The 26,477-nt window shown below is 68.0% G+C and carries 39 protein-coding genes; 37 read left to right on the forward strand and 2 right to left on the reverse strand.

The window, feature by feature from the left end:
* Positions 1 to 434: 434 nt before the first annotated feature.
* From rpsJ to truA, 31 genes are all read left to right on the forward strand, one after another.
* Complete coding sequence (gene rpsJ / locus ABT354_RS27900) at positions 435 to 743, forward strand: 30S ribosomal protein S10 (RefSeq protein ID WP_003948644.1); 309 nt, start codon at positions 435 to 437, stop codon at positions 741 to 743.
* 14 nt (positions 744 to 757) lie between these two features.
* Complete coding sequence (gene rplC / locus ABT354_RS27905) at positions 758 to 1,402, forward strand: 50S ribosomal protein L3 (RefSeq protein WP_351498697.1); 645 nt, start codon at positions 758 to 760, stop codon at positions 1,400 to 1,402.
* 5 nt (positions 1,403 to 1,407) lie between these two features.
* Positions 1,408 to 2,058, forward strand: a complete 651-nt coding sequence (rplD, locus tag ABT354_RS27910; protein ID WP_351498699.1) for a 50S ribosomal protein L4 — start codon at positions 1,408 to 1,410, stop codon at positions 2,056 to 2,058.
* Positions 2,058 to 2,378 carry a 50S ribosomal protein L23 gene (gene rplW, locus ABT354_RS27915; RefSeq protein WP_323449563.1) on the forward strand — a complete coding sequence of 107 codons (321 nt, stop codon included), beginning with the start codon at positions 2,058 to 2,060 and terminating at the stop codon, positions 2,376 to 2,378. The genes rplD and rplW overlap by 1 nt, the downstream gene beginning before the upstream one ends.
* A gap of 39 nt (positions 2,379 to 2,417) precedes the next feature.
* On the forward strand, positions 2,418 to 3,254 hold the full coding sequence (gene rplB, locus ABT354_RS27920; RefSeq protein ID WP_351498702.1) for a 50S ribosomal protein L2: 837 nt from the start codon (positions 2,418 to 2,420) through the stop codon (positions 3,252 to 3,254).
* Between the two features lie 12 nt (positions 3,255 to 3,266).
* Positions 3,267 to 3,548: a 30S ribosomal protein S19 gene (rpsS, locus tag ABT354_RS27925; protein ID WP_030351437.1), complete on the forward strand. Its 282-nt coding sequence runs from the start codon at positions 3,267 to 3,269 to the stop codon at positions 3,546 to 3,548.
* A 51-nt stretch (positions 3,549 to 3,599) separates the two neighbouring features.
* Positions 3,600 to 3,947 carry a 50S ribosomal protein L22 gene (rplV, locus tag ABT354_RS27930; protein ID WP_351498705.1) on the forward strand — a complete coding sequence of 116 codons (348 nt, stop codon included), beginning with the start codon at positions 3,600 to 3,602 and terminating at the stop codon, positions 3,945 to 3,947.
* Positions 3,947 to 4,777: a 30S ribosomal protein S3 gene (gene rpsC / locus ABT354_RS27935; RefSeq protein WP_351498707.1), complete on the forward strand. Its 831-nt coding sequence runs from the start codon at positions 3,947 to 3,949 to the stop codon at positions 4,775 to 4,777. Before rplV ends, rpsC begins: the two co-directional genes overlap by 1 nt.
* A 5-nt stretch (positions 4,778 to 4,782) precedes the next feature.
* A complete protein-coding gene (gene rplP / locus ABT354_RS27940; RefSeq protein ID WP_351498709.1) occupies positions 4,783 to 5,202 on the forward strand; it encodes a 50S ribosomal protein L16 in 420 nt (139 codons plus the stop codon).
* Positions 5,202 to 5,426: a 50S ribosomal protein L29 gene (rpmC, locus tag ABT354_RS27945; protein ID WP_003956457.1), complete on the forward strand. Its 225-nt coding sequence runs from the start codon at positions 5,202 to 5,204 to the stop codon at positions 5,424 to 5,426. The genes rplP and rpmC overlap by 1 nt, the downstream gene beginning before the upstream one ends.
* Positions 5,426 to 5,713 (forward strand): 30S ribosomal protein S17, encoded by a 288-nt coding sequence (rpsQ, locus tag ABT354_RS27950; protein ID WP_351498711.1) that lies wholly within the window; start codon positions 5,426 to 5,428, stop codon positions 5,711 to 5,713. Before rpmC ends, rpsQ begins: the two co-directional genes overlap by 1 nt.
* Positions 5,714 to 5,807: 94 nt before the next feature.
* Positions 5,808 to 6,176, forward strand: a complete 369-nt coding sequence (gene rplN, locus ABT354_RS27955) for a 50S ribosomal protein L14 (RefSeq protein WP_003956455.1) — start codon at positions 5,808 to 5,810, stop codon at positions 6,174 to 6,176.
* 2 nt (positions 6,177 to 6,178) lie between these two features.
* Positions 6,179 to 6,502 (forward strand): 50S ribosomal protein L24, encoded by a 324-nt coding sequence (gene rplX / locus ABT354_RS27960; RefSeq protein WP_351498715.1) that lies wholly within the window; start codon positions 6,179 to 6,181, stop codon positions 6,500 to 6,502.
* Positions 6,502 to 7,059 (forward strand): 50S ribosomal protein L5, encoded by a 558-nt coding sequence (gene rplE / locus ABT354_RS27965; protein WP_351498717.1) that lies wholly within the window; start codon positions 6,502 to 6,504, stop codon positions 7,057 to 7,059. Before rplX ends, rplE begins: the two co-directional genes overlap by 1 nt.
* Positions 7,060 to 7,062: 3 nt before the next feature.
* Positions 7,063 to 7,248 carry a type Z 30S ribosomal protein S14 gene (locus ABT354_RS27970; RefSeq protein WP_004571834.1) on the forward strand — a complete coding sequence of 62 codons (186 nt, stop codon included), beginning with the start codon at positions 7,063 to 7,065 and terminating at the stop codon, positions 7,246 to 7,248.
* Positions 7,249 to 7,458: 210 nt separating this feature from the next.
* On the forward strand, positions 7,459 to 7,857 hold the full coding sequence (gene rpsH, locus ABT354_RS27975; protein WP_006347222.1) for a 30S ribosomal protein S8: 399 nt from the start codon (positions 7,459 to 7,461) through the stop codon (positions 7,855 to 7,857).
* A gap of 20 nt (positions 7,858 to 7,877) precedes the next feature.
* Entirely contained in the window at positions 7,878 to 8,417 is a 540-nt protein-coding gene (gene rplF / locus ABT354_RS27980) for a 50S ribosomal protein L6 (RefSeq protein WP_351498719.1), read from the forward strand.
* A 3-nt stretch (positions 8,418 to 8,420) separates the two neighbouring features.
* The gene (gene rplR, locus ABT354_RS27985) at positions 8,421 to 8,804 is read left to right on the forward strand and encodes a 50S ribosomal protein L18 (protein ID WP_351498721.1); all 384 of its coding nucleotides are present in this window, start codon (positions 8,421 to 8,423) and stop codon (positions 8,802 to 8,804) included.
* Positions 8,805 to 8,871: 67 nt separating this feature from the next.
* A complete protein-coding gene (gene rpsE / locus ABT354_RS27990; protein WP_323449572.1) occupies positions 8,872 to 9,477 on the forward strand; it encodes a 30S ribosomal protein S5 in 606 nt (201 codons plus the stop codon).
* A complete protein-coding gene (rpmD, locus tag ABT354_RS27995) occupies positions 9,477 to 9,659 on the forward strand; it encodes a 50S ribosomal protein L30 (RefSeq protein ID WP_073792865.1) in 183 nt (60 codons plus the stop codon). Before rpsE ends, rpmD begins: the two co-directional genes overlap by 1 nt.
* Position 9,660: 1 nt before the next feature.
* Positions 9,661 to 10,116 (forward strand): 50S ribosomal protein L15, encoded by a 456-nt coding sequence (gene rplO, locus ABT354_RS28000; RefSeq protein ID WP_351498724.1) that lies wholly within the window; start codon positions 9,661 to 9,663, stop codon positions 10,114 to 10,116.
* Between the two features lie 259 nt (positions 10,117 to 10,375).
* Positions 10,376 to 11,695 (forward strand): preprotein translocase subunit SecY, encoded by a 1,320-nt coding sequence (gene secY / locus ABT354_RS28005; protein WP_351498726.1) that lies wholly within the window; start codon positions 10,376 to 10,378, stop codon positions 11,693 to 11,695.
* Positions 11,695 to 12,360, forward strand: coding sequence for an adenylate kinase (locus ABT354_RS28010; RefSeq protein WP_351498728.1), 666 nt, complete (start codon positions 11,695 to 11,697; stop codon positions 12,358 to 12,360). The genes secY and ABT354_RS28010 overlap by 1 nt, the downstream gene beginning before the upstream one ends.
* 164 nt (positions 12,361 to 12,524) lie before the next feature.
* Positions 12,525 to 13,361 carry a type I methionyl aminopeptidase gene (gene map / locus ABT354_RS28015; RefSeq protein ID WP_351498730.1) on the forward strand — a complete coding sequence of 279 codons (837 nt, stop codon included), beginning with the start codon at positions 12,525 to 12,527 and terminating at the stop codon, positions 13,359 to 13,361.
* Between the two features lie 188 nt (positions 13,362 to 13,549).
* The gene (gene infA, locus ABT354_RS28020; RefSeq protein WP_003956442.1) at positions 13,550 to 13,771 is read left to right on the forward strand and encodes a translation initiation factor IF-1; all 222 of its coding nucleotides are present in this window, start codon (positions 13,550 to 13,552) and stop codon (positions 13,769 to 13,771) included.
* Between the two features lie 54 nt (positions 13,772 to 13,825).
* Positions 13,826 to 13,939 carry a 50S ribosomal protein L36 gene (rpmJ, locus tag ABT354_RS28025; protein WP_003956441.1) on the forward strand — a complete coding sequence of 38 codons (114 nt, stop codon included), beginning with the start codon at positions 13,826 to 13,828 and terminating at the stop codon, positions 13,937 to 13,939.
* A 207-nt stretch (positions 13,940 to 14,146) separates the two neighbouring features.
* Complete coding sequence (rpsM, locus tag ABT354_RS28030) at positions 14,147 to 14,527, forward strand: 30S ribosomal protein S13 (RefSeq protein ID WP_351498732.1); 381 nt, start codon at positions 14,147 to 14,149, stop codon at positions 14,525 to 14,527.
* 101 nt (positions 14,528 to 14,628) lie between these two features.
* A complete protein-coding gene (gene rpsK, locus ABT354_RS28035; RefSeq protein WP_003956432.1) occupies positions 14,629 to 15,033 on the forward strand; it encodes a 30S ribosomal protein S11 in 405 nt (134 codons plus the stop codon).
* Between the two features lie 252 nt (positions 15,034 to 15,285).
* Positions 15,286 to 16,308, forward strand: coding sequence for a DNA-directed RNA polymerase subunit alpha (locus ABT354_RS28040; protein ID WP_351498734.1), 1,023 nt, complete (start codon positions 15,286 to 15,288; stop codon positions 16,306 to 16,308).
* A 216-nt stretch (positions 16,309 to 16,524) separates the two neighbouring features.
* On the forward strand, positions 16,525 to 17,037 hold the full coding sequence (gene rplQ / locus ABT354_RS28045; RefSeq protein WP_351498736.1) for a 50S ribosomal protein L17: 513 nt from the start codon (positions 16,525 to 16,527) through the stop codon (positions 17,035 to 17,037).
* 97 nt (positions 17,038 to 17,134) lie between these two features.
* Complete coding sequence (gene truA / locus ABT354_RS28050) at positions 17,135 to 17,992, forward strand: tRNA pseudouridine(38-40) synthase TruA (RefSeq protein ID WP_351498738.1); 858 nt, start codon at positions 17,135 to 17,137, stop codon at positions 17,990 to 17,992.
* Here the strand turns inward: truA and ABT354_RS28055 are convergent.
* Complete coding sequence (locus tag ABT354_RS28055; protein WP_351498740.1) at positions 17,975 to 19,123, reverse strand: Fis family transcriptional regulator; 1,149 nt, start codon at positions 19,121 to 19,123, stop codon at positions 17,975 to 17,977. The two genes, truA and ABT354_RS28055, sit on opposite strands and share 18 nt — an antisense overlap.
* Before the next feature lie 56 nt (positions 19,124 to 19,179).
* On the opposite strand from ABT354_RS28055, the gene ABT354_RS28060 reads away from it, so the two are divergent.
* The 4 genes from ABT354_RS28060 to glmM all read left to right on the forward strand — a co-directional run bounded on the left by ABT354_RS28060 (position 19,180) and on the right by glmM (position 23,839).
* Positions 19,180 to 20,802, forward strand: a complete 1,623-nt coding sequence (locus tag ABT354_RS28060; RefSeq protein ID WP_351498742.1) for an ABC-F family ATP-binding cassette domain-containing protein — start codon at positions 19,180 to 19,182, stop codon at positions 20,800 to 20,802.
* A 465-nt stretch (positions 20,803 to 21,267) separates the two neighbouring features.
* Positions 21,268 to 21,711: a 50S ribosomal protein L13 gene (gene rplM / locus ABT354_RS28065; protein ID WP_351498744.1), complete on the forward strand. Its 444-nt coding sequence runs from the start codon at positions 21,268 to 21,270 to the stop codon at positions 21,709 to 21,711.
* Positions 21,712 to 21,752: 41 nt separating this feature from the next.
* Complete coding sequence (gene rpsI, locus ABT354_RS28070) at positions 21,753 to 22,271, forward strand: 30S ribosomal protein S9 (protein ID WP_351498746.1); 519 nt, start codon at positions 21,753 to 21,755, stop codon at positions 22,269 to 22,271.
* 209 nt (positions 22,272 to 22,480) lie between these two features.
* Entirely contained in the window at positions 22,481 to 23,839 is a 1,359-nt protein-coding gene (glmM, locus tag ABT354_RS28075) for a phosphoglucosamine mutase (protein WP_351498749.1), read from the forward strand.
* A gap of 152 nt (positions 23,840 to 23,991) precedes the next feature.
* On the opposite strand, the gene coaA is transcribed toward glmM, so the two are convergent.
* On the reverse strand, positions 23,992 to 25,032 hold the full coding sequence (gene coaA / locus ABT354_RS28080) for a type I pantothenate kinase (protein WP_351498751.1): 1,041 nt from the start codon (positions 25,030 to 25,032) through the stop codon (positions 23,992 to 23,994).
* 71 nt (positions 25,033 to 25,103) lie between these two features.
* On the opposite strand from coaA, the gene ABT354_RS28085 reads away from it, so the two are divergent.
* Together ABT354_RS28085 and ABT354_RS28090 are read left to right on the forward strand one after the other, a co-directional pair.
* Entirely contained in the window at positions 25,104 to 25,901 is a 798-nt protein-coding gene (locus tag ABT354_RS28085) for a glucosamine--fructose-6-phosphate aminotransferase (RefSeq protein WP_351498753.1), read from the forward strand.
* Between the two features lie 95 nt (positions 25,902 to 25,996).
* The gene (locus tag ABT354_RS28090; RefSeq protein WP_351498755.1) at positions 25,997 to 26,365 is read left to right on the forward strand and encodes a holo-ACP synthase; all 369 of its coding nucleotides are present in this window, start codon (positions 25,997 to 25,999) and stop codon (positions 26,363 to 26,365) included.
* Positions 26,366 to 26,477 lie beyond the last annotated feature (112 nt).

Below are 26,477 nucleotides of genomic sequence, written 5' to 3' on the forward strand. Positions count from 1 at the left end.
TGGTCCTCCGCCGGAAAACGGCCCTGCCGTCTGCGTGGGCATTCGTGACCTGGGGTAGTCTCTAAGGCTCGATTGGCCAGGCCGCCGCCTGGTATGGCAGACTGTCCGGGTTGCTCGGTTGAGTGCCGATGCTGCGCGCCTCCCGCCGGGAGGACCGGAAGCGAGTCCCACAGTACTCGTCGCTCCATCTGCCGTGAGGCAGCGCTGGTGCGGACGTACGGGAATCTTTCGGGAAGTGTCAGCGGGGTGCAGACCAGGCACTCGGTGGGTGTTTTCCCCCGATCGCGGGTCTGGGCCCGCGCCCCCTTGGTTGGGATGTCCTCTGTGGGACATCTGCGTAGAGGGAGCGCGACACGCCCGACCGCGTGGGTCGGAGAAAACGCAGGACTCACCGGGTTCCGGAGCATTCACTAGAGACAGGACTACTAGTAGCCATGGCGGGACAGAAGATCCGCATCCGGCTCAAGGCCTACGACCACGAGGTCATCGATTCCTCGGCGAAGAAGATCGTCGAGACGGTGACCCGCACTGGTGCGTCGGTCGCGGGCCCGGTGCCGCTGCCCACTGAGAAGAACGTGTACTGCGTCATCAAGTCGCCGCACAAGTACAAGGACTCGCGCGAGCACTTCGAGATGCGCACGCACAAGCGCCTGATCGACATCCTCGACCCGACGCCCAAGACCGTTGACTCGCTGATGCGCCTGGACCTTCCGGCCGGCGTTGACATCGAGATCAAGCTCTGAGAGGCGCGGAAGAGATGGCAAAGCAGATCAAGGGCGTCCTGGGCGAGAAGCTCGGCATGACCCAGGTCTGGGACGACAACAACCGTGTCGTCCCGGTGACCGTCGTCAAGGCCGGGCCGTGCATCGTCACCCAGGTCCGTACGAATGACATCGACGGCTACGAGTCGGTCCAGATCGCCTTCGGCGAGATCGACCCGCGCAAGGTGAACAGGCCCCTCAAGGGTCACTTCGCCAAGGCCGACGTGACCCCCCGCCGCCACCTGGTGGAAATCCGCACCTCCGACGCCAGCGAGTACACGCTCGGCCAGGAGGTCACTGCCGCGGTGTTCGAGTCCGGCGTCAAGGTTGACGTCACGGGCAAGAGCAAGGGCAAGGGCTTCGCCGGTGTCATGAAGCGTCACAACTTCAAGGGCCTCGGCGCCGGTCACGGCACCCAGCGCAAGCACCGCTCTCCCGGCTCCATCGGTGGCTGCGCCACCCCGGGCCGTGTGTTCAAGGGCCTCCGCATGGCGGGCCGCATGGGCAACGAGCGGGTCACCACCCAGAACCTGACCGTTCACGCCGTTGACGCGGAGAAGGGCCTGCTCCTCATCAAGGGTGCGGTTCCTGGTCCGAACGGCGGCCTGGTCCTGGTCCGCACTGCGGCCAAGGGGGCCTGAGGACTATGAGCACCATTGACATTCTGTCGCCCGCGGGCGACAAGACCGGGACCGTCGAGCTCCCGGCCGAGATCTTCGACGCCAAGGTCAGCGTTCCGCTGATCCACCAGGTCGTCGTCGCGCAGCTGGCCGCCGCCCGTCAGGGCACGCACAAGGTCAAGACGCGTGGCGAGGTCCGTGGTGGTGGCAAGAAGCCCTACCGCCAGAAGGGCACCGGCCGCGCCCGTCAGGGTTCGACCCGCGCTCCGCAGTTCGCCGGCGGTGGCGTCGTGCACGGCCCCGTGCCGCGCGACTACTCGCAGCGCACCCCCAAGAAGATGAAGGCCGCCGCCCTGCGCGGTGCCCTCACCGACCGGGCCCGCAACGCGCGTATCCACGTCGTCAGCGGCGTGGTCGAGGGTGGCGTGTCCACCAAGGCCGCCCGGACGCTGTTCGGCAAGATCTCGGAGCGCAAGAACCTGCTCCTGATCGTCGAGCGCTCCGACGAGGCCGCGTGGCTGTCCGCCCGCAACCTGCCCCAGGTGCACATCCTGGAGCCGGGCCAGCTGAACACGTACGACGTGATCCGCTCCGAGGACGTGGTCTTCACCCAGGCCGCCTTCGAGACCTTCGTGTCTGGCCCCGAGGCCAACGAGACCGAAGGGAGCGACGCCTGATGGCTGAGACGACCGTAACCAGCAAGACCTTCGCGGACCCGCACGACCTCCTCGTCAAGCCGGTGGTTTCCGAGAAGAGCTACGCGCTGCTGGACGAGAACAAGTACACGTTCATCGTCGACCCGCGTGCCAACAAGACCCAGATCAAGCAGGCCATTGAGAAGGTCTTCTCGGTCAAGGTCACCGGGGTCAACACGATCAACCGCCAGGGCAAGCGCAAGCGCACCCGCACCGGTTTCGGCAAGCGCGCCAACACCAAGCGCGCCATCGTGACCCTCGCCGAGGGCGACCGTATCGACATCTTCGGCCAGGCCTCCTAACGGAGCGCCCTGGTCCGAATATCGGACGAGGACTGAGAAATGGGTATCCGCAAGTACAAGCCGACGACTCCGGGCCGTCGTGGCTCCAGCGTCGCCGACTTCGTCGAGATCACGCGGTCCACGCCGGAGAAGTCGCTGGTCCGCCCCCTGCACAGCAAGGGCGGCCGTAACAACACCGGTCGTGTGACCGTCCGTCACCAGGGTGGTGGCCACAAGCGCGCCTACCGTGTGATCGACTTCCGTCGTCACGACAAGGACGGCGTTCCGGCGAAGGTCGCTCACATCGAGTACGACCCGAACCGCACCGCGCGCATCGCGCTCCTGCACTACGCGGACGGCGAGAAGCGCTACATCATCGCGCCGCGTGGCCTGTCGCAGGGCGACCGTGTCGAGAACGGCCCCGCCGCCGACATCAAGCCCGGCAACAACCTGGCGCTGCGCAACATCCCGGTCGGTACGACCATCCACGCCATCGAGCTGCGGCCCGGCGGCGGCGCGAAGTTCGCCCGCTCCGCGGGTGCCTCCGTGCAGCTGCTGGCGAAGGAGGGCTCCATGGCCCACCTTCGTATGCCGTCCGGTGAGATCCGCCTGGTCGACGTCCGCTGCCGCGCCACCATCGGCGAGGTCGGCAACGCCGAGCAGTCGAACATCAACTGGGGTAAGGCCGGCCGCCTGCGCTGGAAGGGCGTCCGCCCGACCGTCCGCGGTGTCGCGATGAACCCGGTTGACCACCCGCACGGTGGTGGTGAGGGCAAGACCTCCGGTGGTCGCCACCCGGTCAGCCCGTGGGGTCAGAAGGAGGGTCGTACTCGTTCTCCCAAGAAGGCGAGCAGCAAGTACATCGTCCGCCGCCGCAAGACGAACAAGAAGCGCTAGGAGCGGGTTTAGATGCCGCGCAGTCTCAAGAAGGGGCCCTTCGTCGACGACCACCTGATCAAGAAGGTGGACGTACAGAACGAAGCTGGAACCAAGAACGTCATCAAGACCTGGTCCCGTCGCTCGATGATCGTCCCGGCGATGCTGGGCCACACGATCGCGGTGCACAACGGCAAGATCCACGTCCCGGTGTTCGTCACCGAGTCGATGGTCGGCCACAAGCTCGGTGAGTTCTCGCCGACTCGCACCTTCCGAGGCCACGTCAAGGACGACCGGAAGTCGAAGCGCCGCTAATAGCGGGGTGGAACGACTATGACGAACGTGTCAGACACTGAAGGGACAACCATGGAAGCCAGGGCCCAGGCGCGGTACATCCGCGTCACGCCCATGAAGGCCCGCCGCGTGGTGGACCTCATCCGTGGCATGGATGCCGCGGAGGCTCAGGCGGTCCTGCGTTTCGCCCCGCAGGCCGCGAGCGTGCCGGTTGGCAAGGTGCTGGACAGCGCCATTGCCAATGCCGCGCACAACTACGACCACACGGACGCCTCTTCGCTGGTCATCAGCGAGGCGTACGTGGACGAGGGCCCGACCCTGAAGCGGTTCCGTCCGCGTGCCCAGGGCCGTGCCTACCGGATCCGTAAGCGGACCAGCCACATCACCGTGGTCGTCAGCAGCAAGGAAGGAACCCGGTAATGGGCCAGAAGGTTAACCCGCATGGGTTCCGGCTCGGCATCACCACGGACTTCAAGTCCCGCTGGTACGCCGACAAGCTGTACAAGGACTACGTCAAGGAAGACGTCGCCATCCGGCGGATGCTGACGTCCGGCATGGAGCGCGCCGGCATCTCGAAGGTTGAGATCGAGCGCACCCGTGACCGTGTCCGCGTGGACATCCACACCGCTCGCCCGGGCATTGTCATCGGTCGCCGTGGCGCCGAGGCCGACAAGATCCGCGGCCAGCTGGAGAAGCTGACCGGCAAGCAGGTCCAGCTGAACATCCTCGAGGTCAAGAACCCCGAGGTGGACGCTCAGCTGGTGGCCCAGGCCGTCGCCGAGCAGCTGTCCTCCCGTGTCTCCTTCCGTCGCGCCATGCGTAAGAGCATGCAGTCGGCGATGAAGGCGGGCGCCAAGGGCATCAAGATCCAGTGTGGTGGCCGTCTCGGCGGCGCCGAGATGTCCCGCTCGGAGTTCTACCGCGAGGGCCGTGTGCCGCTGCACACGCTCCGCGCGAACGTCGAGTACGGCTTCTTCGAGGCCAAGACGACCTTCGGCCGCATCGGCGTGAAGGTCTGGATCTACAAGGGCGATGTCAAGAACATCGCCGAGGTCCGCGCCGAGAACGCCGCCGCCCGTGCCGGCAACCGTCCGGCCCGTGGTGGTTCCGACCGCCCGGCCGGCCGCGGTGGCCGTGGTGGCGAGCGTGGCGGTCGCGGTCGCAAGCCGCAGCAGAGCGCCGGCGCCGAGGCCCCCAAGGCCGAGGCCGCTGCCGCTGCTCCGGCTGAGAGCACCGGAACGGAGGCCTGACCGACATGCTGATCCCCCGTAGGGTCAAGCACCGTAAGCAGCACCACCCCAAGCGGAACGGTATGTCCAAGGGTGGTACTCAGGTCGCGTTCGGCGAGTACGGCATTCAGGCCATCACTCCGGCGTACGTGACCAACCGCCAGATCGAGGCGGCCCGTATCGCGATGACCCGCCACATCAAGCGTGGCGGCAAGGTCTGGATCAACATCTACCCGGACCGTCCGCTGACCAAGAAGCCTGCCGAGACCCGCATGGGTTCTGGTAAGGGTTCCCCGGAGTGGTGGATCGCGAACGTCAAGCCCGGTCGCGTGATGTTCGAGCTGTCCTACCCGAACGAGAAGATTGCGCGTGAGGCCCTCACTCGCGCAGCCCACAAGCTGCCGATGAAGTGCCGGATCGTCAAGCGCGAGGCAGGTGAAGCGTGATGTCGACCGGTACCAAGGCGTCGGAGCTGCGCGAGCTGGGCAACGAGGAGCTTGTCAACAAGCTCCGCGAGGCCAAGGAAGAGCTGTTCAACCTCCGCTTCCAGGCGGCGACGGGCCAGCTCGAAAACCACGGTCGGCTCAAGGCCGTCCGTAAGGACATCGCCCGGATCTACACCCTGATGCGCGAGCGCGAGCTGGGCATCGAGACGGTGGAGAGCGCCTGATGAGCGAGAACAACGTGACTGAAGAGACCAAGGCCGAGCGCGGCTTCCGCAAGACTCGCGAGGGTCTGGTCGTCAGCGACAAGATGGACAAGACCGTCGTCGTCGCCGTCGAGGACCGCGTGAAGCACGCTCTGTACGGCAAGGTCATCCGCCGTACGAGCAAGCTCAAGGCTCACGACGAGCAGAACGCCGCGGGCATCGGCGACCGTGTCCTCCTCATGGAGACCCGGCCGCTGTCCGCGACGAAGCGCTGGCGCGTCGTCGAGATCCTCGAGAAGGCCAAGTAATCACTCGAAGGGCTGACCCTTCGAGTCAGTTCCGCCAGGCTCCGGGGGCCGCATCGCGGCCCCCGGGGAACCGGCAGACAAACAGGAGATAGACGTGATCCAGCAGGAGTCGCGGCTGCGTGTCGCCGACAACACTGGTGCCAAGGAGATCCTTTGCATCCGTGTTCTCGGTGGCTCCGGTCGCCGCTACGCGGGCATCGGTGACGTCATCGTCGCCACCGTCAAGGACGCGATCCCCGGTGGCAACGTGAAGAAGGGTGACGTCGTCAAGGCGGTCATCGTTCGCACCGTCAAGGAGCGCCGCCGCCAGGACGGCTCGTACATCCGCTTCGACGAGAACGCCGCCGTCATTCTGAAGAACGACGGCGACCCTCGCGGCACCCGTATCTTCGGCCCCGTCGGCCGTGAGCTGCGCGAGAAGAAGTTCATGAAGATCATCTCGCTCGCGCCGGAGGTGCTGTAAGCATGAAGATCAAGAAGGGCGACCTGGTCCAGGTCATCACCGGTAAGGACAAGGGCAAGCAGGGCAAGGTCATCGCGGCCTTCCCCCGTGAGGACCGTGTTCTCGTCGAGGGTGTCAACCGGGTCAAGAAGCACACCAAGGCCGGCCCGACCGCTCGCGGTTCCCAGGCCGGCGGGATCATCACCACCGAGGCCCCCATCCACGTGAGCAACGTTCAGCTCATCGTGGAGAAGGACGGCAACAAGGTCGTGACCCGTGTCGGTTTCCGCTTCGACGACGAGGGCAACAAGATCCGCGTTGCCAAGCGGACGGGTGAGGACATCTGATGGCTACCACCACCACTCCGCGTCTCAAGACGAAGTACCGCGAGGACATCAAGGGCAAGCTGCTTGAGGAGTTCTCGTACGAGAACGTCATGCAGGTCCCGGGCCTCGTCAAGATCGTGGTCAACATGGGTGTGGGCGACGCCGCCCGCGACTCCAAGCTGATCGAGGGTGCCATCAAGGACCTCACCACGATCACCGGCCAGAAGCCGGCCGTCACCAAGGCCCGTAAGTCCATCGCGCAGTTCAAGCTGCGTGAGGGCCAGCCGATCGGTGCACACGTCACCCTCCGTGGCGACCGCATGTGGGAGTTCCTGGACCGCACCCTGTCGCTGGCGCTTCCGCGCATCCGCGACTTCCGTGGTCTGTCCCCCAAGCAGTTCGACGGCCGTGGCAACTACACCTTCGGTCTCACCGAGCAGGTCATGTTCCACGAGATCGACCAGGACAAGATCGACCGCGTCCGGGGTATGGACATCACCGTGGTCACCACGGCGACCAACGACGCTGAGGGCCGCGCGCTCCTCCGTCACCTCGGCTTCCCGTTCAAGGAGGCGTGAGCCGTGGCGAAGAAGGCTCTCATTGCCAAGGCCGCCCGCAAGCCCAAGTTTGCTGTGCGTGCCTACACGCGCTGCCAGCGTTGCGGTCGTCCCCACTCCGTGTACCGCAAGTTCGGCCTCTGCCGCGTGTGCCTTCGTGAGATGGCTCACCGTGGCGAGCTGCCGGGCGTGACCAAGAGCTCCTGGTAGTCCCACCTTTTAGGGATTACCAGACGCTCTCGGTAAGCAGAGGGTCGGCGGAGGCCCAGCGCTCCATGGCTTAGGCTAGGAGGGTTGGGCGTCCGCCGCCCGTACGACTTACTACGCCGTAGGTCCCCGCACCGCACCCGTCCCGCCTCTGTGTGGGGAGAGGGATGGCGCATACAGGAAACCCCGGCGAGAGAGGCCGAAGGCCAATTCATGACCATGACTGATCCGATCGCAGACATGCTGACCCGTCTGCGTAACGCGAACTCGGCATACCACGACTCCGTGACGATGCCGCACAGCAAGATCAAGTCGCACATCGCAGAGATCCTCCAGCAGGAGGGCTTCATCACGGGCTGGAAGGTCGAGGACGCCGAGGTCGGCAAGAACCTCGTCCTCGAGCTCAAGTTCGGCCCGAACCGTGAGCGCTCCATCGCGGGCATCAAGCGGATCTCGAAGCCGGGTCTCCGCGTGTACGCGAAGTCCACCAACCTGCCCAAGGTGCTCGGTGGCCTCGGCGTGGCGATCATCTCCACGTCCCACGGGCTGCTCACCGGCCAGCAGGCGCAGAAGAAGGGCGTGGGTGGGGAAGTCCTCGCCTACGTCTGGTAGTCGGGAACGGAGGAAAAGCAATGTCGCGTATCGGCAAGCTCCCCATCCAGGTTCCCGCCGGTGTGGATGTCTCCATCGACGGCCGCACGGTCGAGGTGAAGGGCCCGAAGGGCACCCTGACCCACACCGTTGCCGCGCCGATCGAGATCGCCAAGGGTGAGGACGGCGTTCTGAACGTCACCCGCCCCAACGACGAGCGTCAGAACAAGGCCCTGCACGGCCTGTCCCGCACGCTGGTGGCGAACATGATCACCGGTGTGACCAAGGGGTACACGAAGGCGCTCGAAATCAGCGGTGTCGGTTACCGCGTCGCCGCGAAGGGCTCCAACCTGGAGTTCCAGCTCGGTTACAGCCACTCGATCCTGGTGGAGGCCCCCGAGGGGATCTCCTTCAAGGTCGAGTCGCCGACCAAGTTCTCGGTCGAGGGCATCGACAAGCAGAAGGTCGGCGAGGTCGCCGCGAACATCCGCAAGCTGCGCAAGCCCGACCCCTACAAGGCCAAGGGCGTGAAGTACGCGGGCGAGGTTATCCGCCGCAAGGTCGGAAAGGCGGGTAAGTAAGCCATGGCATACGGTGTGAAGATCGCCAAGGGTGACGCGTACAAGCGCGCCGCCATCAAGCGCCGCCACATTCGCATCCGCAAGCGTGTCTCTGGCACGGCGGAGCGTCCGCGCCTGGTCGTGACGCGTTCCAACCGTCACATCGTCGCGCAGGTCATCGACGACATCGCGGGCCACACGGTGGCCTCGGCGTCGACCCTGGACAGCTCGATCCGCAACGGTGAGGGCGACAAGAGCGCCCTGGCCAAGCAGGTCGGCTCCCTGGTCGCCGAGCGTGCCAAGGCCGCCGGTGTCGAGTCCGTCGTGTTCGACCGTGGTGGCAACCAGTACGCCGGGCGCATCGCCGCCCTGGCGGACGCCGCTCGTGAGGCCGGGCTCAAGTTCTGAGCCGCCGTTCGCGCATGCGACTTACGAGTCGTTGCGTAGCTAGCGGAAATAGAGAGAGGTAATTCCAATGGCTGGACCCCAGCGCCGCGGAAGCGGTGCCGGTGGCGGCGAGCGGCGGGACCGGAAGGGCCGTGACGGCGGCGCAGCTGCCGCCGAGAAGACCGCTTATGTTGAGCGCGTCGTCGCGATCAACCGCGTCGCCAAGGTTGTGAAGGGTGGTCGTCGCTTCAGCTTCACCGCGCTGGTCGTGGTGGGCGACGGTGACGGCACCGTTGGTGTCGGTTACGGCAAGGCCAAGGAGGTGCCGGCCGCCATCGCCAAGGGTGTGGAGGAGGCCAAGAAGCACTTCTTCAAGGTTCCCCGTATCCAGGGCACCATCCCCCACCCGATCCAGGGTGAGAAGGCGGCGGGCGTCGTCCTGCTGAAGCCTGCTTCCCCCGGTACCGGTGTTATCGCCGGTGGTCCGGTGCGCGCCGTTCTGGAGTGCGCCGGTATCCACGACATCCTGTCGAAGTCGCTCGGCTCCGACAACGCGATCAACATCGTGCACGCGACTGTGGCGGCCCTGAAGGGCCTCCAGCGTCCCGAGGAGATCGCGGCCCGCCGCGGTCTGCCTCTGGAGGACGTGGCCCCGGCGGCCCTGCTCCGTGCGCGTGCGGGGGCGGGTGTCTGATGGCCCGCCTCAAGATCACGCAGAAGAAGTCGTACATCGGCAGCAAGCAGAACCACCGCGACACCCTCCGTTCGCTGGGCCTCAAGCGGCTCAACGACGTGGTTGTCAAGGAGGATCGTCCCGAGTTCCGCGGCATGGTGCACACCGTCCGCCACCTCGTGACGGTCGAGGAGGTCGACTGACATGGCGGACAACAACCCGCTGCGCCTCCACAACCTCGCCCCCGCCCCGGGCGCCAAGACCGCCAAGACCCGTGTGGGTCGTGGTGAGGCGTCCAAGGGTAAGACCGCAGGTCGTGGAACCAAGGGCACCAAGGCCCGCTACCAGGTTCCGGAGCGCTTCGAGGGTGGGCAGATGCCCCTCCACATGCGTCTTCCGAAGCTGCGTGGGTTCAAGAACCCGTTCCGCACCGAGTACCAGGTCGTGAACCTGGACAAGCTGGCCGCGCTCTACCCGCAGGGTGGCGAGGTCACGGTGGCCGATCTGGTCGCCAAGGGTGCGGTGCGCAAGAACCAGCTCGTCAAGGTCCTGGGCCAGGGCGAGATCTCCGTGGCGCTGGCGGTGACGGTTGACGCCGTCTCCGGCTCCGCCAAGGAGAAGATCACCGCCGCTGGCGGTACGGTCACCGAGCTCGTCTGAGACGGGCTCAGCGTGGCTGACAGCTGAAACACCCGACCGGGGATGCCCTCTCAAATGGGGCATCCCCGGTTGGTCGTTCCAAGGGGGGCACCGTCGCCGGTAAGGTGGCGTGCACTGTTGCTGTAAAGATGCGGGGGCTCTGTCCTCGTACCCGTAAGGTCCGCTTTCATCGGGACCGTACGGGATTGCCTGAATCGTATTCGTCGATCCTCAAGACCGTCACCTCTGACGCACTTGCGCGGGGGTCGCAGGAGGCACCGTGCTCACCGCGTTCGCCCGGGCGTTCAAGACGCCCGACCTGCGCAAGAAGCTGCTGTTCACGCTCGGCATCATCGTGCTGTACCGGCTCGGGTCACATGTCCCGGTACCAGGCGTCGATTACCAGAACGTACAGATCTGCGTCGCCCAGGCCCAGGAGAACAACAACAGCCTGTTCGGCCTGGTGAATATGTTCAGTGGCGGTGCGCTGCTGCAGATCACCATCTTCGCTCTGGGCATCATGCCGTACATCACGGCGAGCATCATCCTCCAGCTGCTGACCGTGGTCATTCCACGGCTGGAAGCCCTCAAGAAGGAGGGTCAGTCCGGAACCGCGAAGATTACGCAGTACACCCGTTATCTGACCGTCGCGCTGGCGGTGTTGCAGGGCACCGGCCTGGTGGCGACCGCCCGTAGTGGCGCTCTCTTCAGCGGCTGTCGAGTCGCCAATGAGATCGTTCCAGACCGGTCCATGTTCACCACCATCACGATGGTCATCACCATGACCGCCGGTACCGCCGCAGTCATGTGGCTCGGTGAGCTGATCACCGACCGGGGCATCGGTAATGGCATGTCCATCCTGATGTTCATCTCCATCGCGGCCGGATTCCCCGGCTCGCTCTGGGCCATCAAGGAGAGCGGCACGCTCGCCAAGGGCTGGATCGAGTTCGGCACGGTCATCGTGATCGGCTTTGTGATGGTGGCCCTGGTCGTCTTCGTGGAGCAGGCTCAGCGCCGAGTTCCGGTCCAGTACGCCAAGCGCATGATCGGCCGGCGTTCCTACGGCGGAACGTCCACGTACATTCCGCTCAAGGTGAACCAGGCCGGTGTGATCCCGGTCATCTTCGCCTCGTCGCTTCTCTACATTCCGGCCCTGGTGGCGCAGTTCTCCAGCGGGACTTCAGAGTGGAAGACCTGGATCGAGTCATACTTCGTCACAGGTGACCATCCCTACTACATCACCGCTTACTTCCTTCTCATCGTTTTCTTCGCCTTCTTCTATGTAGCCATCTCGTTCAACCCCGAAGAAGTCGCGGACAACATGAAGAAGTATGGTGGCTTCATCCCGGGTATCCGGGCTGGTCGACCTACTGCCGAGTATCTGAGCTATGTGCTCAACAGGATCACTTGGCCGGGCTCGCTGTATCTGGGCCTGATCGCTCTTGTCCCGACGATGGCGTTGGCGAGCTTCGGTGGCGCGAACCAGAACTTCCCGTTCGGCGGGACGAGCATCCTCATCATCGTGGGTGTGGGTCTGGAGACCGTGAAGCAGATCGAGAGCCAGCTCCAGCAGCGCAATTACGAAGGGTTCCTCCGCTAATGCGAATCGTCCTCGTCGGACCACCCGGTGCGGGCAAGGGAACGCAGGCCGCGTACCTCGCTCAGAACCTGTCGATCCCGCACATCTCAACGGGCGATCTCTTCCGGGCCAACATCAGCCAGGGGACAGACCTCGGGCGGAAGGCCAAGTCCTACATGGACGCGGGAGAGCTGGTGCCCGATGAGGTCACCATCGGCATGGCCAAGGACCGGATGGAGCGGCCGGACGCCGCCGGGGGCTTTCTGCTCGACGGCTTCCCGCGGAATGTCTCGCAGGCCGAGGCGCTGGACGCGATGCTGAAGTCCGAGGGCATGACCCTCGACGCGGTGCTGGACCTGGAGGTCCCCGAGGACGAGGTCGTGAAGCGGATCGCCGGTCGGCGCATCTGCCGCAACGACTCCAGCCATGTCTTCCATGTCACCTACTCGCCGCCGGCCCAGGAGGGCGTCTGCGACGTCTGCGGCGGCGAGCTGTACCAGCGCGACGACGACTCCGAGGAGACCGTCCGCAAGCGTCTGGAGGTCTACCACACCCAGACCGAGCCGATCATCGACTACTACCGGGGCCAGGGCCTCGTGGTGACGATCTCGGCGCTGGGCAAGGTCACCGAGGTGACAGAGCGGGCGATGACCGCGCTGAAGGGCCAGACCGGGGACGCCGCGTAGCTCCAGCGGTAGAGCAGTGCAGTGGTAGAGCAGTGCAGCAGTGCATGACAGCCGGCCGCGGTGTCCGATGGGCACCGCGGCCGTACTGTTGAGCGGGGGCCGCGACGGCGCGGGCCCGCGGGCGACACGGCCCATCCGAGACGACAGAGGTGGAAGGCAAGGCCATGGTGCAGATCAAGACCCCGGAGCAGATCGCGAAGATGCGTGAGGCGGGGCTGGTCGTCGCGGCGATCCACGCCGCGACCCGTGAGGCCGCCGTGCCCGGCGCCACCACCAGGGACCTGGACGAGGTCGCCCGCAAGGTGATCGCCGAGCACGGGGCGAAGTCGAACTTCCTGGGGTACGGGGGCTTCCCCGCCACCATCTGCACCTCGGTGAACGAGGTCGTGGTCCATGGCATCCCGGACGACAAGACGGTCCTGCGGGACGGCGACATCATCTCCATCGACGCCGGCGCCATCGTGGACGGCTGGCACGGCGACGCCGCGTACACCGCCTTCGTCGGCAGCGGTCACGCACCGGAGCTGGTCGAGCTGTCCCGGGTGACCGAGGAGTCGATGTGGGCCGGGATCGCCGCCATGAAGGCGGGCAACCGCCTGGTGGACATCTCCCGGGCGATCGAGACCTACATCCGCCGCCAGCCCAAGATCGGCGGCGGTCGGTACGGCATCGTCGAGGACTACGGCGGCCATGGCATCGGCACCGAGATGCACATGGACCCGCATCTGCTGAACTATGTGGCCCGCAAGCGCGGCAAGGGCCCCAAGCTGGTCCCCGGCTTCTGTCTGGCGATCGAGCCGATGGTGTCGCTGGGCACCCCGCGGACCGAGGTGCTGGCCGACGACTGGACGGTGATCACCACCGACGGCACCTGGTCCTCGCACTGGGAGCACTCGGTGGCGCTGACCGAGGAGGGGCCGCTGGTGCTCACCTCCCCGGACTGCGGCCGGGCCAAGCTGGCCGTCCTGGGCGTCACCGCCGCCCCGGACCCGCTGGGCTGATCCCGGGACCGGCCGGACCCGGCCACTCCCGGACGCGGCCCCGCGTAAGGATCACGATCCCTGGGCACACTCCCTGGATTCGTCTTTTCCCAGGGCCTGACGTAGACTGATGCGTCGGCTCTCGTGTACCCGTGTGTCCGCACATGGCGACGGGAGTCGATCAAGGTAGCCGATTCGAAGGGCGAAGCGTGGCCAAGAAGCAAGGTGCCATCGAAATCGAGGGCACCGTGATCGAGTCCCTCCCGAACGCGATGTTCAAGGTGGAGCTTCAGAACGGTCACAAGGTCCTCGCGCACATCTCCGGCAAGATGCGGATGCACTACATCCGAATCCTCCCGGACGACCGGGTCGTCGTGGAGCTGTCTCCGTACGACCTGACGCGTGGCCGGATCGTCTACCGCTACAAGTAGATCTTGTCGAGCCCCTTCCGGGGGCGTCGGCACTGACCCGGAGAACCTCACCCCATGAAGGTCAAGCCGAGCGTCAAGAAGATCTGCGACAAGTGCAAGGTGATCCGCCGTCACGGTCGGGTCATGGTCATCTGCGACAACCTGCGCCACAAGCAGCGCCAGGGCTGACGCACGCCGACCTGCACTTTCCGCAGTTCTTCGCGCGACGCGAGCATAAAACGTACATACGCAGAACACGTCCGGCCGCTCATCGGCGGCTGACGACACCTCCGGCGGGGGCCGGAGACCCGGTTCGTACCACTCCTCTGCATCGTCAGGGAGTCGGCGGGCGGGAGTGGTTCTGCGGAAGACCCCCGAACACACAGGAGCCATTGCATGGCACGCGTTTCCGGTGTTGACATCCCTCGCGAGAAGCGGGTGGAGATCGCACTCACCTACGTCTTCGGCATCGGCCGCACCCTGGCGCAGGAGACCCTCGCCGCCACCGGTGTGAACCCGAACACCCGCGTTCGTGACCTGTCCGAAGAGGACCTGGTCAAGATCCGCGAGTACGTGGACAACAACATCAAGACCGAGGGTGACCTCCGTCGCGAGATCCAGGCCGACATCCGCCGCAAGGTCGAGATCGGCTGCTACCAGGGTCTGCGCCACCGCCGCGGTCTGCCGGTCCACGGCCAGCGCACCAGCACGAACGCCCGTACCCGCAAGGGCCCGCGTCGCGCCATCGCCGGCAAGAAGAAGCCGGGCAAGAAGTAGTCCTCAGCGGACACGGCGGATGTTCCGGGGGGAGACCCCCGGGCGCCGCGATATCCAGCGGTCTTCGCTGCAGGACCGACCACCTCCCGTAGGAGTAAGAGATGCCCCCCAAGGGACGTCAGGGCGCTGCCAAGAAGGTGCGCCGCAAGGAAAAGAAGAACGTCGCTCACGGCCACGCGCACATCAAGAGCACGTTCAACAACACGATCGTCTCGATCACGGACCCGTCCGGCAACGTGATCTCCTGGGCCTCCGCCGGCCACGTCGGCTTCAAGGGCTCGCGCAAGTCCACCCCCTTCGCCGCGCAGATGGCCGCCGAGTCGGCCGCCCGCCGCGCGCAGGAGCACGGCATGCGCAAGGTCGACGTCTTCGTCAAGGGTCCCGGCTCCGGCCGTGAGACCGCGATCCGCTCCCTCCAGGCCACTGGCCTCGAGGTCGGCTCGATCCAGGACGTCACCCCCACGCCGCACAACGGCTGCCGTCCGCCGAAGCGCCGCCGCGTCTGACGCACGGGCTCGGCCCGGCCGGTTGTCGACTGGGGGTGTGGGGGTTATCCCCCTCATACCGCAGTACGGCTGCCGTCCGCCGAAGCGCCGCCGCGTCTGACGCACGGCCGTAGGCCGAAGCGCTGTCCCCGGACACGCTTCACTCTGAGTGTTCGGGCGGTACGACCCCTTCCGGGACGTGCCGCCCGTACCCTTGCACCATGCATGCCGGGCATCAAATAGCGGGTGCCCCTGACTGAAGGACCGATGCACATGCTGATCGCTCAGCGTCCCTCGCTGACCGAAGAGGTCGTCGACGAGTACCGCTCGCGGTTCGTGATCGAGCCGCTGGAGCCGGGCTTCGGCTACACACTCGGCAACTCCCTCCGCCGTACCCTCCTCTCCTCGATCCCGGGTGCGGCGGTCACGTCCATCCGTGTCGATGGCGTGCTGCACGAGTTCACCACCGTGCCGGGCGTCAAGGAGGACGTCACGGACATGATCCTCAACATCAAGCAGCTGGTCGTCTCCTCGGAGCACGACGAGCCGGTCGTGATGTACCTGCGCAAGCAGGGCCCGGGTCTGGTCACCGCCGCCGACATCGCGCCCCCGGCCGGTGTCGAGGTGCACAACCCCGACCTGGTCCTCGCCACCCTGAACGGCAAGGGCAAGCTGGAGATGGAGCTGACCGTCGAGCGCGGTCGCGGCTATGTCTCCGCCGTGCAGAACAAGCAGGTGGGCCAGGAGATCGGCCGTGTGCCGGTCGACTCCATCTACTCCCCGGTGCTCAAGGTCACGTACAAGGTCGAGGCCACCCGAGTCGAGCAGCGCACCGACTTCGACAAGCTGATCGTCGATGTCGAGACCAAGCAGGCCATGCGCCCGCGTGACGCCATGGCGTCGGCCGGTAAGACCCTGGTCGAGCTGTTCGGTCTCGCCCGCGAGCTGAACATCGACGCCGAGGGCATCGACATGGGTCCGTCCCCGACGGACGCCGCGCTCGCCGCGGATCTGGCGCTGCCGATCGAGGAGCTGGAGCTGACGGTCCGCTCCTACAACTGCCTCAAGCGCGAGGGCATCCACTCCGTGGGTGAGCTGGTCGCCCGCTCCGAGGCCGATCTGCTCGACATCCGCAACTTCGGTGCGAAGTCGATCGACGAGGTCAAGGCGAAGCTGGCCGGCATGGGCCTGGCGCTCAAGGACAGCCCGCCCGGATTCGACCCGACGGCTGCGGCGGACGCGTTTGGCGCGGACGACGACGCGGATGCCGGGTTCGTGGAGACTGAGCAGTACTGAGGCTTCCCGGGGAGCGGGGACGGTGCGGCGCCGTAGTGGCCTGTCGCGCAGTTCCCCGCGCCCCTGATGGGGCTTGAGCCGCGTTTTCGGCCGCGTGCACGCGGTGGCTGATCGCGCAGTTCCCCGCGCCCCTCAAAAACTGCCCGTAGGCACCCGCCTGCGGGGTCCTGACACCGGTACCTGGTACGGCCGGTGCAGCACACAAGGAGAAACACCATGCCGCGTCCCGCAAAGGGTGCCCGTCTGGGCGGCAGCGCCGCGCACGAGCGTCTGCTTCTCGCGAACCTCGCGAAGTCGCTGTTCGAGCACGGTCGCATCACCACGACCGAGGCCAAGGCCCGTCGCCTGCGTCCGGTCGCCGAGCGTCTGATCACCAAGGCCAAGAAGGGCGACATCCACAACCGTCGCCTGGTCCTGCAGACGATCACGGACAAGGGCATCGTCCACGCCCTCTTCACCGAGATCGCCCCGCGTTACGCCGAGCGCCCGGGTGGCTACACCCGTATCACCAAGATCGGCAACCGCCGTGGTGACAACGCGCCCATGGCCGTGATCGAGCTGGTCGAGGGCGAGATCGCCAAGAAGGCGACCGTCGCCGAGGCCGAGGCCGCCACGCAGCGCGCGGTCAAGGAAGACGCCCTCAAGAAGGAGGAGGCGCCCGCCGAGGACGCCCCCGCCGCCGAGGTCGTCGAGGACGCCAAGCCGTCCGAGGAGTCCAAGGACGCCTGATCGCCTCCGGGTGATCGCCGAACGGGTCCGTTCCCTCCGGGGAGCGGGCCCGTTCCGCATGTGCCGGGCACCCGGCGCGCTCTGAGAGGATCTAGGGGTGAGTGATGAGGTGGAGCCCGGTTTCGTCCGGGTACGGCTGGACCTTTCCTACGACGGCGCCGGGTTCTCCGGCTGGGCCAAGCAGGCGGGTGGCCGGCGGACCGTCCAGGGGGACATCGAGGACGCGCTGCGGACCGTGACCCGGTCGTCCCGGACGTATGAGCTGACCGTCGCCGGGCGGACCGACGCCGGGGTGCACTCCCGGGGCCAGGTGGCCCATGTGGACCTCCCCGTCGAGCTGTGGGCCGAGCACCGGGAGAAGCTGCTGAAGCGGCTGGCCGGGCGGCTCTCCCGGGATGTGCGGATCTGGCGGGCCGAGGAGGCCCCGGCGGGGTTCAACGCACGTTTCTCGGCCATCTGGCGCCGCTATGCGTACCGGGTGAGCGACCACCCGGGCGGGGTCGACCCGCTGCTGCGCGGCCATGTGCTCTGGCACGACTGGCCGCTGGATGTGGCGGCCATGAACGCCGCCGCCGAGCGGCTCCTCGGGGAGCACGACTTCGCCGCGTACTGCAAGAAGCGCGAGGGCGCGACGACGATCCGTACCCTCCAGGAGCTGTCCTGGGTGCGGGACGCCTCCGGGGTGATCACGGCCACCGTGCGGGCCGACGCGTTCTGCCACAACATGGTGCGTTCGCTGGTGGGCGCGCTGCTCTTCGTCGGCGACGGTCACCGGCCGGTCGAGTGGCCGGGGAAGGTGCTGGCCGCGGGGGTACGGGACTCGGCGGTCCATGTCGTACGCCCCCACGGTCTCACCCTGGAGGAGGTCGGCTACCCCGCCGACGAGCTGCTGGCCGCCCGGAACCGGGAGGCCCGCAACAAGCGGTCGCTGCCGGGGTCAGCCGGCTGCTGCTGACGCCCTGTCCTCGCCGCGCCGCACGATCTCGCGGAAGACGAATTCGGCCACGTCGTCACCGGCCTTGAAGGCGGCCTCGTCGCCCTTCTCGACCGACTTGTCGTTGGTCAGGCCGGTGGTGGTGAAGTAGGCGTAGCGGCCGTAGGAGTTGGCCGTGAAGCGGCAGACCGGGCCGCCCTTGCAGAACTCGGGGCCGCCCTTGGCCTTGAGCGGGGCGATATTGCCCCGGGAGTCCTGCACGGCCTTCTTGGCCTCGCGCTCATTGCCGAAGACGGCGACACCGACGGTGACGGCGATCTTGTCCTTGCCGTAGGTGGCGCGGAGGACCTGGTCGCAGCCGTTGCGTTCGAGGACATCGCCGAGACCGCTCTGGGTGACCTCGGAGCAGGCGTCGGCGCGGGCCACCGTGGACTTGGTGTAGACGCGGTCGCCCATGGTCAGCTTGCGGCCGGGGAAGACGGTGTCGACGGTGAGCGGCGCGGTGTCCAGCTTCTCGTCGGAGACGATCTCCTTGGCGGTGGGCGGGGGCTTCTGCTCGCCGGGGGTGCCGGAGGCGGAGGCGCCGCCGGTGGGCTTGGCCTCGTTGTTCTTGGCGTTCTTGGAGTCCTGGGGGTCATCGCCGGACAGCAGCACCACCGTGGTGACGACCGCGACGGCGGTGGCGGCCACGGCGGCGCCGACGATCGTCATCAGCCGCTTGCGGCGGTTGCGGGCGGCGGAGGCGTCGGCCAGCGCGGCCCAGTCGGGGGTGGCACTGGCCGCGGGGAGCCGCTGGGGCTGCTGGTACCCCTGCTGCGGGGCCTGCGGGGCCTGAGGTGTCTGTGGGGGCTGCTGCTGGTACGGGGGCTGCTGAGGGTGCGGATACGGCTGCCCCTGCTGGTACGGGTTGGGCTGCTGCCCCCCGGGCCCGGCGCCCTGCCCCTGTCCCTGCCCCTGGCCTCGTCCCGGTCCCTGCCCTTGGCTCGATCCCTGCCCCTGGCCCTGGCTGTACGGGCCGGGCTGCTGGTACGGCCCCGGGGTGCCCTGCTGACCACCGTACGGACTCTGCTGAGGGTTCTGCTGACCGGATCCGTACGGATTTCCGTCCTGTCCGCCGGACCCCCACTGAGGTCCCCCCTGACCGATGCTCATGCCGCGCATCCTAAACCGGTTGGGTGCCGGTGGCGCGGGAGGACAGAATCAGGGGCATGGGACATCTCGAAGCCGGACACCTGGAGTACTACCTGCCGGACGGGCGGGTGCTGCTCGGTGATGTGTCGTTCCGGGTGGGCGAGGGCGCGGTGGTCGCCCTCGTCGGGGCGAACGGCGCCGGCAAGACCACTCTGCTGCGATTGATCGCGGGGGAGCTGCAACCCCATGGCGGCTCCGTCGCCGTCAGTGGCGGCCTCGGGGTGATGCGCCAGTTCATCGGCTCGGTACGGGACGAGCGCACCGTACGGGATCTGCTGGTCTCGCTCGCCCAGCCCCGGGTACGGGAGGCCGCGCGGGCCGTGGACGAGGCCGAGCACCTGATCATGACGGTGGACGACGAGGCCGCGCAGATGCGGTACGCCCAGGCGCTGAGCGACTGGGCGGAGGCGCGCGGCTACGAGGCCGAGACCCTCTGGGACATGTGCACCATGGCGGCGCTCGGTGTCCCCTATGAGCGGGCCCAGTGGCGCGAGCTGAGGACCCTCAGCGGCGGTGAGCAGAAGCGGCTGGCCCTGGAGGCGCTGCTGCGCGGCCCCGACGAGGTGCTGCTGCTGGACGAGCCGGACAACTATCTGGACGTCCCGGGCAAGCGCTGGCTGGAGGAGCGGCTGAAGGAGACCCGTAAGACGGTCCTCTTCGTCTCCCACGACCGGGAGCTGCTGTCGCGCGCCGCGCAGAAGATCGCCAGTGTGGAGCCCGGCCCCGCCGGGTCGGACGTCTGGGTGCACGGCGGTGGCTTCGACACCTATCACGAGGCACGCGCCGAGCGCTTCGAGCGCTTCGAGGAGCTGCGCCGGCGGTGGGACGAGAAGCGGGCGCAGCTGAAGCGGCTGGTGCTGGACATGCAGCAGTACGCGTCCCGGAGCGACGAGATGGCCTCCCGCTATCAGGCGGCCAAGACCCGGCTGCGCAAGTTCGACGAGGCCGGGCCGCCGCCCGAGCCGCCCCGGAAGCAGGAGATCCGGATGCGGCTGCGGGGCGGCCGGACCGGGGTGCGCGCGGTGACCTGCCGGCAGCTGGAGCTGACCGGGCTGATGAAACCGTTCGACCTGGAGGTCTTCTACGGCGAGCGGGTCGCGGTCCTGGGGTCGAACGGCTCGGGGAAGTCCCACTTCCTGCGGCTGCTCGCGGGGGACACCTCGGTGGCGCACACCGGTGAGTGGAAGCTGGGCGCCCGGGTGGTGCCCGGCCACTTCGCCCAGACCCATGCCCATCCGGAGCTGCTGGGCCGCACCCTGGTGGACATCCTGTGGACCGAGTACGCCAAGGACCGGGGGGCGTCGATGTCCGCGCTGCGCCGGTACGAGCTGGAGCGACAGGGGGACCAGACCTTCGACCGGCTCTCCGGCGGTCAGCAGGCGCGTTTCCAGATCCTGCTGCTGGAGCTGGCGGGGACCACGGCGCTGCTGCTGGACGAGCCGACCGACAACCTCGACCTGGAGTCGGCGGAGGCGCTCCAGGAGGGGCTGGAGGCGTACGACGGGACGGTTCTCGCCGTCACCCACGACCGCTGGTTCGCCCGGTCCTTCGACCGCTATCTGGTCTTCGGCTCGGACGGGGTGGTGCGCGAGACGCCCGGCCCGGTCTGGGACGAGCGCCGGGTGCGGCGGGCGCGGTGAGTGGGGGCAGACGCCCGTAGCGGCCGATAGTGACCGGTAGCCGCCGCTGGGCAGTGGCCGCTCGGCGGTGACCGACAGTGATCGGCGGTGATGAGCGGTGGCCGGCGGTAGGATGATCCGGGTGATGGTGGCCACGGGTGGCCCGTCCGTCACTTTCGGCCACCGGCACCGGGGCCTTCCGGGCGGGTCCGGAGGTCCCGTCCGACCCCCTCGGGCAGATCGTTTTGACCCGTCCGGCGGTGCGCGGGTAGTCTTCTGCTTCGTTATGCGTATTGGCTTGCTCTATCTCACGTGAGGGGCCCTTACGCCGGTCCACCGGACCGATGACCAGCGGTAGGCGATCGGGTTGCGTCCCCGGGATCCACCACAGCTGTCGTGCATCGTTCGGGTGGCCTTGTCAGGACCCGCTCCCGGGACCCTTGGGTCCGGGGAGTCCCACTCACTGAAGAAGCGAAGGCTACGACCGTGCGTACGTACAGCCCCAAGCCCGGCGATGTGACGCGTCAGTGGCACGTCATCGACGCGCAGGACGTTGTCCTGGGCCGTCTGGCGACCACCGCCGCCACCCTGCTGCGCGGCAAGCACAAGCCGATCTACGCCCCCCACGTCGACGCTGGTGACTTCGTCATCATCATCAACGCGGACAAGGTGCACCTCTCCGGCAACAAGCGGACCCAGAAGATGGCGTACCGCCACTCGGGTTACCCGGGTGGTCTGCGCTCCGTCCGCTACGACGAGCTGCTGGCGAAGAGCCCGGAGAAGGCCGTGGAGAAGGCCATCAAGGGCATGCTCCCCAAGAACACCCTGGGCCGTCAGATGCTCTCGAAGCTGAAGGTCTACGCGGGTGAGAACCACCCGCACGCTGCTCAGCAGCCGGTCCCGTTCGAGATCACCCAGGTCGCGCAGTAGTTCCGGCCACCCCCTAAGACGAAAAGAATCTGAGGAGCATCGTGGCCGAGACCACCGCTGAAATCCCCGTCGAGGGCGAAGAGACCTACGCTGAGGTCACCACCTTCGAGTCCGAGGTGCCGCTGGAGGGTGAGTACACCTCCGAGTCCCTCGCCTCGCGCTTCGGCGACCCGCAGCCGGCCGCCGGCCTGGGCCGTCGCAAGAACGCCATCGCCCGTGTCCGGATCGTTCCGGGCTCCGGCAAGTGGAAGATCAACGGTCGCACCCTTGAGGACTACTTCCCCAACAAGGTGCACCAGCAGGAAGTCAACGAGCCCTTCAAGGTGCTCGAGCTCGACGACCGGTACGACGTTGTCGCCCGTATCTCCGGTGGCGGCGTCTCCGGCCAGGCCGGTGCCCTGCGCCTCGGCGTGGCCCGTGCGCTGAACGAGGCGGACGTGGACAACAACCGCGGCCCGCTGAAGAAGGCCGGCTTCCTGAGCCGCGACGACCGTGCGGTCGAGCGCAAGAAGGCCGGTCTGAAGAAGGCCCGTAAGGCCCCGCAGTACAGCAAGCGTTAATCGCTCGCTCGGTCTGCTTGTACATACGCCCCGGCGGCACTCCGTGCTGCCGGGGCGTACGTCTTTCCCCGACCGGGCCAGCCGCATCGGCCGGAGCGCCCCCTTTCGGCCCAGTCTGGGCATACTCGGCCCACCTGGGGCATAGAACGAACAGGAAGCGTTCATAGGCTTGCCTTTTTGGAGATTCACGGAGATTCCGGAGGACAGCTGTGGGACGACTCTTCGGCACGGACGGGGTACGCGGTGTCGCCAACGCGGACCTGACGGCTGAGCTGGCGCTGGGCCTCTCGGTCGCCGCCGCGCATGTGCTCGCCGAAGCGGGAAGCTTTGCCGGGCACCGCCCGACCGCCGTGGTCGGCCGTGATCCACGGGCCTCGGGTGAGTTCCTGGAGGCCGCCGTGGTCGCCGGGCTCGCCAGCGCGGGCGTGGACGTCCTGCGCGTGGGTGTCCTGCCCACTCCCGCGGTGGCCCACCTCACCGGGGCGCTCGGCGCCGACCTCGGGGTGATGCTCTCCGCGAGCCACAACGCCATGCCCGACAACGGCATCAAGTTCCTCGCCCGCGGCGGTCACAAGCTCGCCGACGAGCTGGAGGACCGTATCGAGTCGGTGTACGAGCAGCATCGCGCGGGCGAGCCCTGGAACCGCCCCACCGGTGCCGGGGTCGGCCGGGTCCACGACTACGACCAGGGCTTCGACACCTATGTCGCCCATCTGGTGTCCGTACTGCCCAACCGCCTCGACGGACTGAAGGTCGTCCTGGACGAGGCGCACGGCGCCGCCTCCCGGGTCTCCCCGGAGGCCTTCGCGCGGGCCGGGGCCGAGGTGGTCACCATCGGCGCCGAGCCGGACGGGCTCAACATCAACGACGGCTGTGGCTCCACCCACCTCGACCCGCTCAAGGCCGCGGTCGTGGCGCACGGCGCCCACTTCGGCATCGCCCACGACGGCGACGCCGACCGCTGCCTCGCCGTCGACGCCACCGGCACCGAGGTCGACGGCGACCAGATCATGGCCGTCCTGGCGCTGGCGCTGCACGAGGCGGGCGCGCTGCGCGGCAACACCGTCGTCGGCACCGTGATGTCCAACCTCGGCTTCAAGCTGGCGATGGAGCGCGAGGGCATCGAGGTGGTGCAGACCGCGGTCGGCGACCGCTATGTCCTGGAGGCGATGAAGGAGCACGGCTACGCCCTCGGCGGCGAGCAGTCCGGCCATGTCATCGCCCTGGACCACGCCACCACCGGCGACGGCACCCTCACCGGTCTGCTGCTGGCGTCCCGGGTGGCCGCCACCGGCCGTTCGCTGGCCGAGCTGGCCGCGGTGATGGAGCGGCTGCCGCAGGTCCTGATCAACGTTCCCGATGTCGACAAGGCCCGGGTGCACACCTCCGGCGAGCTGGCGGCCGCGGTCGCCGAGGCCGCGCGGGAGCTGGGCACCAGCGGCCGGGTGCTGCTGCGCCCCTCCGGTACGGAGCCGCTGGTCCGGGTCATGGTCGAGGCGGCCGACATCGATCAGGCGCGCGCGGTGGCGGAGCGTCTCGCGGATGTGGTGAAGTCCGCCCTGGGCTGATCCCCGGGCGTACGCGCTGTTGGAGGCCCCGCCGGTCCGCCGGCGGGGCCTCGTCCGTACCGGGCCTCCCGGGTTACCGAGCCTCCCGGGTTACCGAGCCTCCCGGGTTACCGGGCCTCCCGGGGCGGCGGGTTCAGAGCTTGCGCAGGCGTTCAGAGCTTGCGCAGCGAGAGCCGCCGCACCTTGTGGTCGGCGCCCTTGCGCAGCACCAGCGTGGCCCGGCCCCGGGTGGGCGCCACATTCTCCAGCAGGTTCGGCTTGTTGATGGTCCGCCACATCGTGCGGGCGTACTCCAGCGCCTCCTCCTCGGAGACCTGGGTGTACTTGCGGAAGTACGAGGACGGGTCCTGGAAGGCGGTCGCCCGCAGCTTGCGGAAGCGGCTGAGGTACCAGCTCTCGATGTCCTCGGGCCGGGCGTCGACATAGACCGAGAAGTCGAAGTAGTCCGCGAGACCCATCCGGGTGCGGCCGTCCTTGCCGGGCTGCGCGGGCTGGAGGACGTTCAGCCCCTCCACGATGAGGATGTCGGGGCGGCGGACGGTCAGCCGCTCCCCGGGCACGATGTCGTAGATCAGATGCGAGTAGACGGGGGCGGTGACCTCGTCCTTGCCGGACTTGATGTCCGCGACGAAACGGGTGAGCGCCCGCCGGTCGTAGGACTCGGGGAAGCCCTTGCGGGACATCAGCCCCCGGCGGGTCAGCTCCTTCATCGGATACAGGAAGCCGTCCGTGGTGACCAGCTCCACCCGGGGGTGCTCGGGCCAGCGCGCCAGCAGCGCCTGGAGCAGCCGGGCGACGGTGGACTTGCCCACCGCGACCGAGCCCGCCACCCCTATGACGAAGGGGGTGCCGTGCTGCTCGCCCTGGCCGCCCCCGGCGTCCCCGAGGAAGGTGTTGAGGGCGCCCCGCAGCTCCCCGGTGGCCCGGACATAGAGGTTGAGCAGCCGGGAGAGCGGGAGATAGACGTCCCGTACCTCGTCCAGGTCGATGACGTCGCCGAGCCCGCGCAGCCGTTCCACCTCCTCGGCCGAGAGCGGCAGCGGCGTCCGGTCGCGCAGGGCGCTCCACTCCTCCCGGCTGAGGTCGACATACGGCGTCGTCGCCGGCTGGCCGGTGCGGCGGGGGGTGCCCGCGCCGGTGGCCCGGGGGGCGTCCGCTGATGTGCTCGGGAGAGACGAAGGGATCACCCGCATATTGTCGGGGGTGGGGGACCTCCACGGGTGGTGTGCTCGGTCACGCGGTGGCGTCGCCGTAGGCTGCGGCCATGTGCGCACTCGTGGGGTATGTCGGTGGCCGTTCGGCGCTCGATGTGGTCATGGCGGGTCTGGAGCGGTGGGAGCGGCGGGCGGAACAGCCGTACGACGCGGCCGGGGTGGCGATCCTCGCCGACGGCGGTCTCGCCACCGCGCGGACGGTGGGGACCGTCGGCGATCTGGGGGAGGAGCTGCGCCGCAGGCCGCTGCCGAGTGGCTCGGCGGGGCTCGGACAGCTGCGGGCGGCGGGGGACGGATGGTCCGGGGGTACGGGAGACGGACCGTCCGGGGGTACGGGGGAGGGGGCCGGCGGGGTCCCGGAGCGGGACGCCCCGCCGCAGCTGGACCACGCGGGCCGGGTCGCGGTCGTCCAGGACGGGGTGATCGAGAACCATGCCGTGCTCCGGGCCGAGCTGGCGGGGCGCGGCCAGGTCCTCTCCTCGGGGACACCGGCGGAGGTGGTGGCCCATCTGCTGGCCGGGTCCTTCTCCTCCTGCGGGGATCTGGCGGAGGCGGTGCGGCAGGTGCACGGGCTGCTGCGGGGGGTGTACGCGCTGGCGGCGGTGGACGCGGACGAGCCGGACACCGTGGTGGCGGTGGGCCGGGGGATTCCGCTGGTGGTGGGGGTGGGCGACGGGGAGACCTTCCTCGCCCCGGATCCGGCCGCCTTTGTGGACGGGGTGTTCTCGGTGGTGGAGCCGGGGCCGGACCGGGTGGTGGAGCTGGGCCGGGACGGGGTGGTGGTGACCGATCCGCAGGGGGTGCCGGTGGATGTCCGTCCGTACGGGACCGGGGTCCTGAACTCCTGAGGGCCGGGACGGTCGATACGAGTGGGACGGCCCGGTGCGGGCGAGTGAGGATGGCGGGTGCGACAGGTGCGGCCAGTACGACGGTGGAGCGAGCGATGATCATTGGGGTGGGGATCGATGTGGCGGAGATCGAGCGGTTCGCCGCGTCGTTGAGACGGACGCCGGGGCTGGCCGGGCGGCTCTTCCTGGAACGGGAGCTGCTGCTGCCCAGCGGTGAGCGGCGGGGCGATGCCTCGCTGGCGGCGCGGTTCGCGGCGAAGGAGGCGGTGGCGAAGGCGCTGGGCGCGCCCGCCGGGCTGCACTGGACGGACGCGGAGATCTATGTGGAGGAGGGCGGCCGTCCCCGGCTGCGGGTGACCGGCACGGTGGCCGCCTGCGCGGCGGAGCTGGGGGTCCGGTCCTGGCATATCTCGCTGAGCCATGACGCGGGGGTGGCCTCGGCGGTGGTGATCGCCGAGGGGTGACGGGTCCCCGGACTCCCCGGAGGGCTCGGACTCCCCGAAGGGCCCGGAACGGCCCCGGACATGGCTCGGTCCCTCCCGGCCGATGAGCGGGAGGGACCGAGGTCCTTGAGGG

This window comes from Streptomyces sp. NPDC000594 (genome assembly GCF_040299965.1).
Taxonomy (GTDB): Bacteria; Actinomycetota; Actinomycetes; order Streptomycetales; family Streptomycetaceae; genus Streptomyces.